Genomic DNA, 16,070 nt, shown 5'->3' with positions numbered 1-16,070 from the left:
TTTTTATTTTATTTGAGGTTTGACTTGAAAAATGTTTCCAGTTTGTCAAACGGAATCTTCCGGTCGTAAAGGTCGGTGTGGTTGGCTCCGGGAACGATTAGTAACTCCTTGTTGTTGCCCTTGAGGCGTTTGAAGGCATCCTCGCTGAAATAACGCGAATGGGCATTTTCGCCGTGAATGAGCAATACAGCATTGTCAATCTCGTGGATATAGGTTAACAATGGCATATTGATGAACGAAAGAGCCATCGTGGGGTTCCATGCACCATTAGAATTGATGGCACGGGCGTGAAAAGCACGTTCAGTCTTGTAATAATCGAAGTAGTCTTTGACGAATTGCGGCTCGTCGCCCTTGATGCTAGTGGGCAGACCGGGCGTACCGGGAGTGGCCGTGCCGTTCTGTGCATCACGGGTCCGGATAGCATTCATCGCCTCGCGTTTGTTGCGGCGTACTTCGGCACTGTCCTCGGCATCGAAATAGCCGTTGGCATTCACGCGGCTCATATCGTACATTGTAGAAGCTACTGTTGCTTTGATGCGCGTGTCCATTGCCGCGGCATTCAGTCCCATACCACCGAATCCGCAGATGCCGATGATACCGATGCGTTTGGCATCTACATTGGGGTGTGCAATCAGGAAATCCACTGCCGCGCTAAAATCTTCGGTGTTGATGTCGGGCGATGCCACATTACGGGGTTCGCCACCGCTCTCACCCGTATAAGAGGGGTCGAACGCAAGGGTGAGGAATCCGCATTCGGCCATTGTCTGCGCATAAAGTCCCGATGACTGTTCCTTCACAGCCCCGAAAGGGCCGCTAACGGCAATGGCAGGGACTTTCTTTCGATATTCTTGGGTTCGTACAAGTCGGCGGCAAGTGTGATGCCATAGCGGTTTTTGAAGGTTACTTTACGATGATTAACCTTGTTGCTCTGTGGGAACTTTTTGTCCCATTCCTGTGTAAGATTCAATGTGTCCATATGATTACTTGTTTTTTGATTTGTAATACCGTTCGTGCAGCCGGTAAGCAACCCCATACTTAACAAGGCTGCGATAGCTGCGGATTTAAAATTCGCTGTTCTCATCATTCTATTATTTAAATGGTTATTGTTCTATTTCATATTGCAAAGGTACGGCTATAAAATAAGCGGCACATTATTGTCGGGCTCAAAAGGAGTTACTCAAAAGCTCAACTATCTATTTTCTTAAAAGCTCCATGCAAATGGCTGGAAAAGTAGTTCTGAATTTATGATAATCAAGTTTGGCGGTGGACAATATGGCATCAGCATACACATTGCTATGAAGATTGTATGCTCTATATTTTCCGGTAAATTATCAGGGCTGCCCTTACCGTAAGGTTACTGTAAGGAACAAGCTGTAAGTTGATATTTAAGCCTCACTGCGATGTCGCAGTGAGGCTTAAATAATTTAATTAAAAAACTCAATATATTTTGCTCCGATTTACACGAATGTGGCGGTCGGCGGCATACCGTACTGTTTTTTGAAGGCGGTTGAGAAGTGAGACGGGTTCTTGAAACCGACTTCGGCATAAATATCCACGACCTTTTTGCCGCCCTCTTTCATCAGGGCGTAAGCTACTTCGAGTCGTTTACGGATAAGCCATTTTTCGGGAGTGAGGTCGCTGATTTTCTTGAAATCCCGTTTGAATGTGGCAAGGCTGCGTCCCGTGTAGTGTGCCATCTCTTCCATCGTGAGCTCGTACATGTAGTTCTCGTTCATAAATTCCAGAATATCTATTTTCCACGGTTCATTGAAGTCGAAAAGCGTCGGCGCGAACTTTTTGTCGATATGTAATAATGCGAGCAGACCTTCCTGCAATTTCAGTTGCATCAGGTCATCCGCAGGTTTCACCTTCGGATCGAAGTAGGGCGTCATCGAAGCGAACAGACTGGCGAGTTCGGCCGTTTTCGGAAGTTTTATCACTCCGGAATTGAGTTTCGCGGTATTGGTCGGTACTTTACGTTGTTCCAACTTACCGTACATTTCACGTAAGAAACGACGTGTGAACATCAGGAAGATACCGCAGTAGCGTTCACCATCTTTCGTCTTCTTGTACATCGTAATGTGATGGTCGCGCGGTATGAAGACGCATTCGCCTTTTCCGACATGAATTTGCTCATTGCCATTGTCGAGAATCATCTCACCCGAATAGACGTAATTGATGGCATATTCGCGGGAGCGATGTACGCAGCCGCTGAGGTCATCATAGAAGAAGCTGTAGAATACATCGTTGTAATTGAAGATAAGCTTCATTTGCCCTAATTGTTCATCTGTCATATTTTTTTGCTTTTCTTTCTGATTGCAAATATAGCAAAAACAGTTTTATTTCTCTTCGGCTCATTTATATATTTAACTTGTTTTCGATATAAGAGCCAAATTATTCCTTAGTTTCAACCCTGCCCCTGTTTCTTTATTATATGAATTTCTCTAAAGCGGCCTTATTCAAAATTTCCACCCGTTTCCCTTCCATAGTGATAAGCCCTTCCTTGATAATCTTATTAATTTCTTTCGATAAGGCGGGACGTGATACATTCAGGTATTCGGCAAGTTGGGATTGCGTATGTGTAATCTCCACTATCAGGGAATCTTTCTTCTTGTGCTCGAACAGATAAACGATAAATCTTTCCCGGACAGTCTTGCGGGAGAGTGGTTTCAGACGTGATACGGTACAGATATTGCAATTGCCTGCAATGCAGAGAAAATTGTGCAATACTTGCGGGTCCTGGCTGATAACTTTAAAGGTAGAATCCTTTGTTGCCATAAGTATCACACTGTCCTCAAGGGCAGTGAAAGTAGCCGGCAATGTGTTGTCCGAGCTAAAAAGATGTGGAGTGGCAAAAGTGCGTGGCGCAATGATATATTCAATCATCACTTCATTTCCCAGTCCGTCGATAATATCCGTGCGCAATTTCCCTTCCAACAACACATACAGTTTGTTGCAAGGCGTTCCCTGCGTAACAACTATCTCTTTCTTGTTTGCTATATAGACTACGAAATCTAGTTTCTCCAATAGGGATTCTTTAATGTTTAAGGGCAAATTCCGGAAAAGGGGGATTTGAAACAGCTTTTCTTTATGTGTGTCGGTCAGTTGTATTTTTTTCATTGTATCATGTTGTTCGTATTGTGGACAAAGATATAAATTAAATATTGGTAGAAAAAATCTTTTGTTATGTTTGAATCTGTAATCTGGGTATATTTCTCTGTAATTTATATACATTCGCTATGTTATAAATAGTCTATTTTTGCAGAGTGAAAAGACTGATTAATTCTGAAAGATGAAAGTAATAAAAGAAAGTTATGGCTAAAAAAGTTTTGATCATTTCGTCCAGTCCACGTAAAGGTGGTAATTCGGATTTGCTTTGTGATGAATTTATGAAAGGTGCTATCGAGGCGGGCAATGAAGTAGAGAAGATTTTTCTGAAAGACAAAACGGTTCATCCTTGTACGGGATGTAGTGTTTGCAGTATGTACGGTAAACCCTGTCCACAGAAGGATGATGCAGCGGAAATCGTGGAGAAGATGATTGCTGCCGATGTGATTGTAATGGCAACCCCGGTCTATTTTTACACCATGTGCGGGCAGATGAAGATAATGATTGACCGCTGTTGCGCACGTTATACGGAAATAACTAATAAGGAATTTTATTTCATTATTGCGGCAGCAGAAAACGATAAAGCAATGATGGAGCGTACTATCGACGGCTTCCGTGGCTTCCTCGATTGCTTGGAAGGACCACAGGAAAAAGGGACGGTCTATGGAATCGGTGCATGGAAAGTAGGAGAGATTAAAGATACTCCCTACATGCAGGAAGCATATAATATGGGAAAGATGGTGTAACTGTTTGTTTTCCATATTAAAGATATTCATAAAGAATATGATAAAATGGATTGTTCGAATATTTGAGATATAGTTTCGAACTTAACTTTTAAAACCTGACGGGAAATCTGGAAAAGACGGTTATGTTTTCCAGATTTTCCGCCGTCTTTTTTTTACAAGAAGAGGGGAAAAGGTGAGGGTAGTGAGGGAGGATTTCTAACATTCGTGTTTTTTTTTAGAGAAAATATAGATAGGAAAAAATAAAATATAAAAATAAAAGGTTGCAATTCCTCCCTCACTACCCTCACCTTTTTCCCCTTTTTACGATTACTTAATTGACTGGATTGCTTGTTCTGCCACAGAATTATTATAATTTTGTGGCAGAACTTTTTATTTTGTATAATTCGTTTGATAACTAACTAAGTGTCATGGGCTATAAAATAACGACTCTTGTGGAGAATTGTGTCTATGGACGTAAATTGCAGGCAGAGCATGGTCTTTCTCTTTATATTGAGACATCGGGACATCGGTTACTTTTCGATACGGGAGCATCCGACTTGTTTATCCGTAACGCCCGCTTGTTGCATATTGACTTGCAAAAAGTCGATTATTTGATATTATCTCATGGTCATAGCGATCATACGGGCGGACTACGTTATTTTTTGGAATTGAATACGCAGGCAACCGTTGTCTGTAAGCGTGAGATTTTTTCTCCTAAATTCAAGGATGAACGTGAGAACGGGATGATGCATACACAAAACCTCGATCGTTCCCGTTTCCGCTTTATTACAAAGCAGACCGAACTGCTTCCCGGAGTTTTCCTTTTTCCCTCTATTGATATTATAAATCAGGCAGATACCCATTTTGAACGTTTTTGGGTTCAGCAAGAAGATGGATGCAAAATACCGGATACTTTTCAGGATGAATTGGCGGTGGTATTGGTGGAACCAGAAGGATTTTCCGTATTAAGTGCCTGTTCTCATCGGGGAATAACCAATATTTTGCGTACGGTTCAGGCTGCCTTTCCCGAATCTCCTTGTAAGTTACTTCTGGGAGGTTTTCATATCCATAATGCGGAAAAACAAAAATATCAGGTCATTGCAGATTATTTACAGGAATATCTTCCCCGACAGATTGGCGTTTGTCATTGTACGGGAGTGGATAAATATGCCTTCTTTTACAAGGACTTTGGTGACAGCACATTTTATAATTACACGGGAAAACTAATTCAAACCGATTTATCGGAATAAATTTATAATAATTTGATATGAGGAAACTAATAACTTCTTTAGCGCTGGTACTATCAGCATTATCCAGCTATGCAATTACTCCTTTGTGGATGCGTGATGCACGTATATCACCGGATGGATCAGAAATTGTTTTTTGTTACAAGGGTGACATTTATAAAGTCCCTGCACAAGGAGGAACAGCTGTTCAACTCACCACACAAACCTCTTATGAAGCCAATCCGGTTTGGTCGCCCGATGGCAAGCAAATTGCGTTTGCCAGTGACCGGAATGGAAATTTTGACTTATTCATTATGCCTGCTGACGGAGGTGCCGCCCGGCGACTGACCTATCATTCTGCATCTGAAATACCGTCGGCTTTTACTCCGGATGGAAAGTATATCTTTTTCTCTGCCTCTATACAGGATCCGGCAAGCAGTGCCCTGTTTCCTACAGGAGCAATGACGGAATTATATAAAGTTCCTGTTGCCGGCGGACGTACCGAGCAAGTGCTGGGCACTCCTGCCGAACTGGTCTGTTTTGATAAAACAGGGAAGAACTTTCTTTATCAGGATCGTAAAGGGTTTGAGGATGAATGGAGAAAGCATCATACTTCTTCCATTACGAGAGATATTTGGTTATATAACACCCAAACGGGAAAACATACGAACCTGACAAACCGGGAAGGCGAGGACCGTAATCCTGTGTATGCACCTGATGGTAATGCTGTCTATTTTTTAAGTGAGCGTGATGGAGGTTCTTTCAATGTGTATACTTTCCCTTTGAATACCCCACAGGAAGTGAAAGCTGTGACTACTTTCAAAACTCACCCGGTACGTTTTTTGTCTGTCAGCGATAAAGGTACCTTATGTTATACCTATGATGGTGAGTTATACACACAGAAGTCTGGTGCACGTCCGGAAAAAGTAAAAGTAGAACTTGTCCGTGATGATGAGCAGCAGCTTGCTACACTTAAGTTCTCGCAGGGAGCAACTTCCGCTTCTGTATCTCCGGACGGTAAACAAATTGCTTTTATTGTACGTGGTGATGTGTTTGTGACTTCAACTGATTATGCTACCACCAAGCAAATCACAAATACTCCGGCAAAAGAAGCTGCCGTTTCTTTTGCTCCGGACAACCGGACACTGGTTTATGCCAGCGAGCGAACCGGTAACTGGCAACTTTATACCGCCAAAATAAGTCGTAAGGAAGACCCGAATTTCCCTAATGCCACTCTTATTGAAGAGGAAGTATTATTACCGTCTAAAACGGTAGAACGTACTTATCCGCAATATTCACCGGACGGTAAAGAATTGGCTTTTATCGAAGACCGTAATCGTTTGATGGTACTCAATTTGAAAACAAAAAAGGTACGTCAGGTAACGGATGGTTCTACATGGTATAACACCGGAGGTGGATTCGATTACGAATGGTCGCCTGACGGTAAATGGTTCACTCTTGAATTTATAGGCAACCGCCACGATCCTTATTCGGATGTAGGCATTGTCAGCGCACAGGGAGGTGCAATTACTAATCTGACAAATAGTGGATATATCAGTGGTGCTCCGCGTTGGGTACTCGATGGGAATGCTATTCTTTTCCAAACCGAGCGCTATGGTATGCGTGCGCACGCTTCCTGGGGATCGCAGCAAGATGTGATGTTGGTGTTTCTCAATCAGGATGCTTATGATCGTTACCGTTTGAGTAAGGAAGATTTCGAATTACTCAAGGAATTTGAAAAGGAACAGAAGAAGGCAAAGGAGAAAGACGATGAGAAGACGAAAGACGGAAAGAAGTCTAAGGCGGAAAAAGCAGATAAAGGAAATGCTAACAAGGGAAAGACTGATAAAAGCAAGGCCGACAAGGAAAAGAGCAAAGTAGATAGCAGCAAAGACAGTAATCAGGATGAGTCTGCTGATGATAAGGCAGATCAAAAAGAGATACTTGTCGAGCTGAACGGCATTGAAGACCGTATCGTACGTTTGACTCCCAATTCTTCCGACTTGGGTAGTGCCATACTTTCAAAAGACGGGGAAGATCTTTACTATTTCTCCGCGTTCGAAGGTGGATATGACCTTTGGAAAATGAATCTCCGTGAAAAAGATACGAAGCGTCTGCACAAACTCAATACCGGTTGGGCATCGTTGATGTTGGACAAAAAAGGAGATATCTTTTTGTTGGGAAGCCGGATTATGCAAAAGATGGATGCCAAGTCGGATGCGTTGAAGTCCATCAGCTATCAGGCTGAAATGAAAATGGATTTGGCTGCCGAACGTGAAACGATGTTTGACCATGTGTACAAACAGCATCAAAAACGCTTCTACAATGTCAATATGCACGGGGTTGACTGGGATGCTATGACTAATGCTTATCGTAAGTTCTTGCCTCATATTGATAACAATTATGACTTTGCAGAATTATTGAGTGAGTGGTTGGGTGAGCTGAATGTTTCACATACCGGAGGACGTTATTCTCCCAAAGGAAAAGGAGATGTCACTTCTAATCTCGGACTCTTGTTCGACTGGAATTATCAGGGAAAAGGAATGCAGATTGCCGAAGTAATAGAAAAAGGTCCGTTCGATCATTCACGTACCAAAGTAAAGGCTGGTTGCATCATTGAAAAGATTAATGGAGAAGAGATAACTCTCGATAATGACATAACCTGCTTGCTGAATAATAAAGCAGGGAAGAAAACATTGATTTCAATCTACAATCCACAAAATAAAGAGCGTTGGGAAGAAGTGGTGATGCCGGTCACCAACGGGCAACTGAATGGATTGTTATACAAACGTTGGGTAAAACAACGTGCGGCAGATGTTGAAAAATGGTCGAAAGGACGTTTGGGATATGTTCATATTCAGTCGATGGGAGATGACAGCTTCCGTACTGTATACTCGGACATTCTGGGAAAATATAACAACTGCGAAGGCATTGTGATTGATACCCGTTTCAACGGTGGTGGCCGTCTGCATGAAGATATTGAAATACTGTTCAGCGGTCAGAAATACTTCACACAGGTGGTACGCGGACGTGAAGCCTGTGATATGCCGAGTCGTCGTTGGAACAAACCTTCCATTATGTTGCAATGTGAGGCCAACTACTCGAATGCACACGGAACTCCGTGGGTATATAAACATCAAAAGATTGGCAAACTTGTCGGTATGCCTGTTCCGGGTACTATGACAAGTGTGTCTTGGGAAACTTTACAAGATCCTTCACTGGTTTTTGGTATTCCTATCGTCGGTTATCGTTTGCCTGACGGCAGTTATTTGGAAAATACCCAATTGGAACCGGATGTAAAGGTTGCCAATAATCCGGAAACAGTAGTCAAAGGAGAGGATACCCAACTAAAGGTGGCTGTGGATGAACTTCTGAAAGAGATAGATAGTCAGAAGAAGTAAATACGAGTATAATTATATCTAAAATAAAGAGTCGCTTCTTTGAAAGAATCAATCAGATTCTAACAGAGAAGCGACTTTCTTTTATAGTGATTTTCTTATATTGACCTTTTTATATGACTCCTTTTATAAGGCGTTTATTTTAAATAGATATAGGGCTTACTTCCAGACCGGCAGTAATCTATGGAGGGTTTTTCTAGTCATTATCTTCTGATTCAGGAAGCTGACGATATACCCCGTTATACAAGCGGCAATGAGTGATCCTTCTCGTACTCCCTGAATACCTTGAGTCAGCAGCAGCGAGAGAATCACGGCTAATGTAACCAAAGTAATATCAAAATAAACTTTGAACTTTCCAAATTCCTTGTTATAATGGCGGGATGCATATTTCACAAATGCTTCTGCGCTCATCATGGCTACTTTTGGTTTCAGTTCAAGCACTACTCCGATAGACTGCACCATGCATCCTGTAAGTAATAAAGCAATCGACATACCATAATTAGCGGGATGCAGTTCGCTTGTCAGCATCATATTGAAATCAATGAATGCCGAAAAGATAAAAGAGAACGGTAGTTGAAGAAGAATTTCAATAATATCCTGTCGGGTTCTATTCTTTCGGATTAACCAGAACTGTCCCAGGATAAGCACCATGTTGATGATAAATGTGCAAGTACCCAACGATAAAGGACTATTCAGGCTTAATACATAATTGATGCTCGATATGGGAGTAGTTCCCAATGCCGAGCGTATAATCAACACGATACCTGCCGCTAAAAAATAGAGTCCGATAACAAACACTAAATACCTCTTAAAAATCTCTTTCATTTCCATGTCTTTTTAACCTCTTTCTATTGATTCCTTTTTCATGTATTGAAAAGGATATGCAAAGGTCTTGTTTTTTACTCTGAAATAGATTATCTAATTCCATACAGTTTTTGTCATATCCGAAACAAATCGTATTTTTACGTCATAAAATAAAGGTGTAAATGGTAAAATCTCGTATATTTGATAATACGCAACTATTGAAGGAGCATCCTGAACTTCCTCATTATAAAGAGGAGGTAGTCTGTTTCCGGAGTGAATATAAAGATAGAAGTTATCCGGCAAATGAATGTTATTTCAATCGGGAGCTTTATATGATATTCGTTCTTGAAGGCCGTTCGGAAATTCTACTGAATGGAGAGTTTATTGCGATAGAACCGAATATGTTACTTATTCACGGAGCAAATTATCTCACGGAACATCTTTATTCAAGCCGGGATATTAAATTTATCACTCTCGCCCTTTCCGAATCTATGCGGACGGACGATTCATATCTGACACAAATCACGGCAATCCTGTTGGCAACCATGAGGCGGAATAAGCAATATACGATTCAGTTGACAGAGTATGAAGCTCAAATCATCCATAAGGAGCTGGAAGTATTGATGCATCTGATGAATATTGAACATCATTTCCTTTTCCGGCGTATACAGGCAGCGTGCAATTCTCTGTTTTTGGATATAGCAGATTTTCTTTCCCGAAAGACCGTTATCAAAAAAGAGATCAGTCGTAAAGATCACGTTCTGCAAGAATTTCATGCACTCGTTACCCGTAATTTCAGGGAAGAACATTTCGTGAGCTTTTATGCGGATAAACTGGCTATTAGTGAACAGTACCTGGCACGCATTGTACGTCTTGGAACAGGTAAGACTATCAATAGCCTTATTAATGAATTGTTAGTAATGGAAGCGCGTACTTTATTGAGTTCTACCAAATTTACGGTTGGCGAGATTGCTGCTAAACTGGGGTTTAGTGATGCAGCCGGTTTTTGTAAGTTCTTTAAAAGAAATGCGGGACAGACTCCGTTGAATTATCGGAAAGGATTATTGATTTGAACGGAAAGGATTGCTGAACTGAATGGGGAATTACTGAACTGAATAGTGAATATAATGAATCTAAATAATAAGTTGGCTGATTTGAATAAAAATGGAAGTAGGTTGATGCAACTCAACTGTCCTTAAAGACCGTATACATCAACCTACCTGAATATATAGTGAATGGGTCTGATTTTAACCGATCACTGCTGTGATATCTTCTACAATCTGTTCATCCGTCAGATGATTGGCACGGAGAAACTCCTGTATATCATATCGGTCAACAAATTCTTTTTTAGCTCCAAAGTTCAGAACTTTCATGTTTGTAGCACCATAATAACGGGCAATCTTTTCACCGAAACCGCCATCCAATACACCGTCTTCCAACGTAATCACTAATTCGTGATCTGCTTTCAGTTCATCCATCAGTTCGTTGTCTACACCGGTGATGTAACGCGGATTGATGAGTGTTGCGTCAATATTGGCTTTTTCTTTCAGAAGTGATGCAACCGACTGTCCCAATCCATAGAACGAACCTAAAGCAAGAATGGCTACTTTCGCTCCACGATGCGTCACGTTATAGCGATTGAGAACACTATAATCAGTCTCCACCGGTTCCCCACAAGTAATTACATCTGTTGCCGGTACACGGATAGCAACCGGGTATTCATTTTGGCGGATACTCCATTCTAGCATAGCAAGATATTCCTCTTTGCAAGTCGGTGCCAGATAAACCATATTAGGAATATTGCTGATGAGCGGAATATCGAAGAAGCAGAGGTGAGTTACATCATTCATTCCGGACAGTGTTCCCCAGAATACCAACAAAACAGCCGGGTTATTATTGATACAGAGGTCTTGCGAAAGTTGATCGTATGAACGTTGGATAAATGTACTATACACTCCGTAAACAGGTTTTCCGCCATTGGCTGCGATGCCCGAAGCAAGAGCTACTGCGTGTTCTTCTGCAATGCCGACATCTACAAACTGTTTGCCAGCTTCCTTGCGGCGGTCCGGAGTGAATCCGAGAACGGCAGGAGTACCCGAAGTGATTGTCACCACACGAGAATCTTCTTTCATCTTTTTCAGCAGACATTGAGCAGTTACTTCGCTGTAATCTTCTTCCTCATAACTGACTTTTGCTTCTCCGGTTTCCGGATTGAATGGAGTGCGCCAGTGATAAGTCTCTTTATCTTGTTCGGCACATGCATAACCTTTACCTTTCAAAGTGTTGATGTGTACTACTATCGGATGCTGAATATCTTTCACTTTGGAGAATGCTTCAATCAACGCCTGTACATCGTTACCGTCATTTACATATATATAGTCCAGTCCCATCGCCTTGAAGAAGTTACATTCGCACTGACCGTTACTGTCACGCAATTCTTTCAGATTCCTGTATAGACCTCCATGATTTTCAGCGATAGACATTTGGTTATCATTGACGATAATAATCATGTTGGTGCCAAGCTCTGCTGCATAATCCAGTCCTTCGAAAGCTTCCCCTCCGCTTAAGGAGCCGTCGCCTATGACAGCTATGATATTTTCATTGCCGCCTGTGAGGTCGCGTCCCTTTGCCAATCCGCTGGCCAGACTGACAGAAGTGGAAGTATGTCCAATGATGAAGAAGTCATGTTCACTTTCTTGCGGTTCGGTATAACCTGATACGTTGTCGTATTTTTCCGGATGAAGGAACGCATCTTTACGACCGGTCAGCATCTTGTGTACATAACTCTGGTGCGATACGTCAAATACAATTTTGTCTTTGGGCGAATTGAATACATAATGTAAAGCAATCGTTGCTTCCACCATTCCGAAATTAGGTCCGAAATGCCCGCCATGCTCACTTAATTTTTGCAGGAGCGCTGCACGGATTTCTCCACCTAATTCGTTTAGCTCTTTTTCCGACAGTTTCTTAACATCTGCAGGAGAATAAATATTTTCTAAATACATATCAAACAGTTTTTCTAAATAATGTTTTTACTTATTTCTTTATGACACTGCAAAGATACAGCAGGATTTGAAATCTGTTTGTATATGAATTACGGATTGTTTTACCTATATTACAGTTCCCTTATTTGAGGGACTATATTTTTATGCTAAAGCCTGATTTCTGTATTCATTAGGCGTGCATCCGACGCGTCTTTTGAATAATCTGCAGAGATGTTGCGGGTATTGGAATCCTAACGAATAAGCTATCTGGCTGACGGTTTCTTTCGTATCGACAATACGTTCTTTGGCTAGTTCGATTACTTTGGTCTGAATATGTTCCTGTGGAGTTTTTCCTGTTTCTTTTTTTACCATATCACCAAAGTAGTTGGGGGAGAGATAGACTTTATCAGCAAAGTACTTCACGGAAGGTAACCCGTTTTGTATGGGAAGTTGATCTTGGAAATATTCATCCAGAAGTTGTTCAAACTTTGTAAGAGCATCTTTATTGGCACTGTTCCGGGTGATAAACTGCCGTTCATAAAAACGCATACAGTAGTTCAGTAACAGTTCGATATTCATGGCGATTAATGCTTTGCTATGTTTATCGATACCATGCTCAAGTTCGATACTGATTTTCTTCAGGCAATCCATGACTATTTCCTTTTCCTGATCTGAAAGATGTAAAGCCTCGTTTACTGCATAAGAGAAGAAAGTATATTTCTTAATATCTTTTCCAAGTGAGGTGCCGCGAATCAGGTCCGGATGGAAAATAATACCATAAACAGCCGGATTGATTTCATCTTCAATGGTACTTACACCGGCTGTCTGACCTGGGGCAAAACAGACAATGGTTCCTTCTTGGTAATCATAATACTGACGACCGTATTTAATGTCACAGCTCTTGCTCTCTTTTAGGAAAAGAGCATAAAGACCATAGTTCATCTGGATATGGTTAACTGTTTTCGTTGCTTTGGTCAAGTCGATGACACTAACCAAAGGATGCAATGTTTCCAGTCCGTACAGTTCGTTATACTGATTTACATTCTCTAGTTTTATAACTTTATCCATGGCTTTTGGTATTTGGAATCGGTAACAAAGATACAGATAAATGTTCTGTTTTCATAGTAGGGAAATGACTAATCTGTAATTGGGGTTATCATACCCGTAATCCGTCTACAACGGCTTCTTTATATTCTTCCGACCTTTGCCATGTTAAATAAAACTTGATGAATCAGAGGAAATTAATAAATGAGAGAATATGGATAGAAAGCATTTTTTGAAAAGCGTGTTACTAACAACCGGAGGCGTACTATTAGGTGGTACGACTATTTATCGGTGTTTGAATAGTAAAGAAACGACAGACACTTCACTTCCTTCGCTAATCGATAAAACACATCAGGGAAATATGAAAAAGATACTTGTAATAATGAGTGCAGGCACAAAACGCGGCAATACAGACCGACTGACCGATGCATACATTAAAGGATTGGTAGAGCGCGGACATTCTGTGACGAAGGTTTATCTGGGTAGTATGCGGATAGAAGGGTGCCGGGGATGTGGAGTTTGTCAGCGTCTTGCACATCAGTGTACTGTTCGCGACGACATGCAGGATATATATCCTTTGTTTGCGGAATGTGATACAGTGGTTATGGCTTCTCCTCTTTACTTTTGGACAATCACGGCAAAGCTGAAATCGTTCATTGATAGACTTTATGCCATTTCTGTCGATGATAAATATCCTCAAAAAGATTCGGTATTGCTGATGACAGCCGGTGATGATAATGATACGACCTTCGAACAGCCCATACGATATTTTCGTCTTCTCAATCAGGCGTTAGGTTGGAATGAAGTGGGATTATATTGTGCCGGCGGTTGTACCGGATGCGAGAAACTGGCACGGCAGATTGATAAAGTACATCTTGAAAACGCCTATAAAATGGGATTGGAATTATAAATAGCATATAGTAACTATGGAACAAAAAAATAAATTAAAACTCAATTCGGGCGGTTTGCTCGTCTTTATCCTTACGGTCGGTGTATTTGGAATTATAAACACCGAAATGGGAGTAGTGGGGATCCTGCCCTTGATAGCCACAACTTTTAATGTTTCCGTACCTCAAGCCGGCTGGACGGTAAGTGTTTTCGCATTGGTGGTGGCTGCGTCAGCCCCTGCGACACCTTTATTATTTTCGGGGATTAACCGGAAGAAAGTAATGTTGCTGGCATTGGGATTGTTTACAATAAGTAATGTAATATCCATGTTCACCTCTAATTTCACAGTATTGTTGATTGCACGGATACTTCCCGCTTTCCTGCATCCGGTATATGTCTCTATGGCTTTTACGGTAGCCGCGGCGTCTGTCAGCAAGGAACAGGCTCCCAAGGCTGTTTCTAAAGTCTTTGTCGGTGTGTCCGCCGGCATGGTGCTGGGCGTTCCGGTGACCAGTTTTATTGCCAGCGAAGTTTCGTTCTCCATGGCGATGTTGTTTTTCACTGTTGTAAACGCATTAGTCTTTGTTGCTACGATTCTGTTTATCCCTTCCATGCCTGTAAAAGAAAAAGTATCTTATGGTGCACAGCTTAGCGTATTGAAGAAAACAACGATGTGGTATTCAATTATTGCTGTTACCTTGATTAATGGAGCTATGTTCGGATTCTTTAGCTATATGTCGGATTACCTGAAAAAAGTAACGGAGGTCTCATATAATGTGATAAGTGCAGTGTTGCTCGTATATGGTTTGGCAAATATTGTGGGTAATGTGATGGCGGGAAAACTGCTATCAATAAACGCCAGGCGTTCAATTATCCTCATGCCTTTTGCGTTATTGGTTTCATATATCTGTCTGTTCATTGTTGGAGAATGGATTGGAGCTATGGTAATTGTCATCCTTATTTTAGGCGTATTGGCGGGTATAGCAAGTAATAATATGCAATATATGATAACAGATGCCGCTCCCGAAGCTCCAGACTTTGCCAATGGAATGTTTCTGACTTCAGCCAATTTAGGAACAACGATTGGTACAGGTATATGCGGAACTTTTATTACGGAAATGGGCACACGATATTCTGTTTTCGGCTCGTTGCTTTTCCTGATTGCGAGTATTGTATTCGTTTATCTGCGGGTTCGCGTAGTGCATATCCGGAAGCAGGTTAATATCAATATTGTAACAGAATAATAAAAAAAGGTAATTATATACAATCTTACAGCTTAAAACCTCTTAAAAGTTATAAATTTTCAAATTAAATATATTTATTTATGTAATTATTATTTTATAATAAAATACACAAAACAAATTAGTTAAAAACAACAAATTCTTTTGATTACCAGAACATATTCCATATCTTTGCTTCCAAAGATTTAAAGATATGAAATTTAGAAAAGATATTGAGCAAGATTTAGAGAATGGAGTACTTCCTAAAATACTTACAAATATACAAATAGATATTCCTGAAGAAGATGATGATAATGAAGAAGAAATTGATAAATCTCCTGAAATTAAAGATGAGGACTAATTTAATTCTGCTAATTTAAGAATATCATCTTTTTTTTGATCATTTTCTGTTGGATAATATATCTTTTGTATTATCTGTTCAATGTATTTATGATATTCTTTAGGATAAAGATGCAAATATTCCCTCATTTCATCTTCTGAAACTTGAAATTTATTTATATTCTCACGTACTTTATAAAATGGAGTTATTACTTCTCCATTTATTTTTGTTATTTCTGATAAACGAAGTATTTCTTGAATCCTAAACAATTTTCTTTTTTCCTTTTTCATAATAATCTCTTTATTAGACGTTACATTTTTTCTTTTCTACAAA

The 16,070-nt window shown here is 40.7% G+C and carries 13 protein-coding genes and 1 pseudogene; 7 read left to right on the top strand and 7 right to left on the bottom strand.

Annotation, left to right across the window (positions count from 1 at the left end; genetic code table 11):
• Positions 1–8: 8 nt before the first annotated feature.
• The 3 genes and pseudogenes from N5O98_RS16595 to N5O98_RS16585 all read right to left on the bottom strand — a co-directional run bounded on the left by N5O98_RS16595 (position 9) and on the right by N5O98_RS16585 (position 3,120).
• Positions 9–1,081 (bottom strand): annotated as a pseudogene (locus N5O98_RS16595) (alpha/beta hydrolase).
• Between the two features lie 376 nt (positions 1,082–1,457).
• Positions 1,458–2,294 carry an AraC family transcriptional regulator gene (locus N5O98_RS16590; RefSeq protein WP_004309714.1) on the bottom strand — a complete coding sequence of 279 codons (837 nt, stop codon included), beginning with the start codon at positions 2,292–2,294 and terminating at the stop codon, positions 1,458–1,460.
• A 136-nt stretch (positions 2,295–2,430) separates the two neighbouring features.
• Positions 2,431–3,120 carry a Crp/Fnr family transcriptional regulator gene (locus N5O98_RS16585; protein ID WP_004304055.1) on the bottom strand — a complete coding sequence of 230 codons (690 nt, stop codon included), beginning with the start codon at positions 3,118–3,120 and terminating at the stop codon, positions 2,431–2,433.
• Positions 3,121–3,314: 194 nt separating this feature from the next.
• On the opposite strand from N5O98_RS16585, the gene N5O98_RS16580 reads away from it, so the two are divergent.
• From N5O98_RS16580 to N5O98_RS16570, 3 genes are all read left to right on the top strand, one after another.
• Positions 3,315–3,854, top strand: a complete 540-nt coding sequence (locus tag N5O98_RS16580) for a flavodoxin family protein (protein ID WP_004297080.1) — start codon at positions 3,315–3,317, stop codon at positions 3,852–3,854.
• 407 nt (positions 3,855–4,261) lie between these two features.
• A complete protein-coding gene (locus N5O98_RS16575) occupies positions 4,262–5,083 on the top strand; it encodes an MBL fold metallo-hydrolase (RefSeq protein WP_022199484.1) in 822 nt (273 codons plus the stop codon).
• A gap of 17 nt (positions 5,084–5,100) precedes the next feature.
• Positions 5,101–8,460 carry a S41 family peptidase gene (locus N5O98_RS16570; RefSeq protein ID WP_022199483.1) on the top strand — a complete coding sequence of 1,120 codons (3,360 nt, stop codon included), beginning with the start codon at positions 5,101–5,103 and terminating at the stop codon, positions 8,458–8,460.
• A 156-nt stretch (positions 8,461–8,616) separates the two neighbouring features.
• Here N5O98_RS16570 and N5O98_RS16565 read toward each other — a convergent pair whose 3' ends face one another.
• A complete protein-coding gene (locus N5O98_RS16565; protein WP_004297076.1) occupies positions 8,617–9,288 on the bottom strand; it encodes a YczE/YyaS/YitT family protein in 672 nt (223 codons plus the stop codon).
• A gap of 155 nt (positions 9,289–9,443) precedes the next feature.
• Between N5O98_RS16565 and N5O98_RS16560 the strand changes: the two genes are divergently transcribed.
• The gene (locus N5O98_RS16560) at positions 9,444–10,334 is read left to right on the top strand and encodes a helix-turn-helix domain-containing protein (RefSeq protein WP_004304051.1); all 891 of its coding nucleotides are present in this window, start codon (positions 9,444–9,446) and stop codon (positions 10,332–10,334) included.
• A 174-nt stretch (positions 10,335–10,508) separates the two neighbouring features.
• Here the strand turns inward: N5O98_RS16560 and N5O98_RS16555 are convergent, their stop codons facing one another.
• Both N5O98_RS16555 and N5O98_RS16550 read right to left on the bottom strand, forming a co-directional pair.
• On the bottom strand, positions 10,509–12,266 hold the full coding sequence (locus N5O98_RS16555; RefSeq protein ID WP_022199482.1) for a 1-deoxy-D-xylulose-5-phosphate synthase: 1,758 nt from the start codon (positions 12,264–12,266) through the stop codon (positions 10,509–10,511).
• A 141-nt stretch (positions 12,267–12,407) separates the two neighbouring features.
• Complete coding sequence (locus tag N5O98_RS16550) at positions 12,408–13,313, bottom strand: helix-turn-helix domain-containing protein (RefSeq protein WP_022199481.1); 906 nt, start codon at positions 13,311–13,313, stop codon at positions 12,408–12,410.
• Between the two features lie 190 nt (positions 13,314–13,503).
• On the opposite strand from N5O98_RS16550, the gene N5O98_RS16545 reads away from it, so the two are divergent.
• The 3 genes from N5O98_RS16545 to N5O98_RS16535 all read left to right on the top strand — a co-directional run bounded on the left by N5O98_RS16545 (position 13,504) and on the right by N5O98_RS16535 (position 15,758).
• Positions 13,504–14,199 carry a flavodoxin family protein gene (locus tag N5O98_RS16545; protein WP_004309708.1) on the top strand — a complete coding sequence of 232 codons (696 nt, stop codon included), beginning with the start codon at positions 13,504–13,506 and terminating at the stop codon, positions 14,197–14,199.
• Between the two features lie 16 nt (positions 14,200–14,215).
• Complete coding sequence (locus N5O98_RS16540) at positions 14,216–15,421, top strand: MFS transporter (protein WP_022199480.1); 1,206 nt, start codon at positions 14,216–14,218, stop codon at positions 15,419–15,421.
• A 190-nt stretch (positions 15,422–15,611) separates the two neighbouring features.
• Positions 15,612–15,758, top strand: coding sequence for a hypothetical protein (locus tag N5O98_RS16535; protein WP_195600954.1), 147 nt, complete (start codon positions 15,612–15,614; stop codon positions 15,756–15,758).
• Here N5O98_RS16535 and N5O98_RS16530 read toward each other — a convergent pair.
• Positions 15,755–16,027, bottom strand: coding sequence for a hypothetical protein (locus N5O98_RS16530; protein ID WP_195600957.1), 273 nt, complete (start codon positions 16,025–16,027; stop codon positions 15,755–15,757). The two genes, N5O98_RS16535 and N5O98_RS16530, sit on opposite strands and share 4 nt — an antisense overlap.
• Positions 16,028–16,070 lie beyond the last annotated feature (43 nt).

It is taken from the genome of Bacteroides sp. LFL-34, from assembly GCF_027257075.1.
Classification (GTDB): domain Bacteria; phylum Bacteroidota; class Bacteroidia; order Bacteroidales; family Bacteroidaceae; genus Bacteroides; species Bacteroides ovatus.
This window is presented reverse-complemented; position numbering and strand designations above follow the sequence as displayed.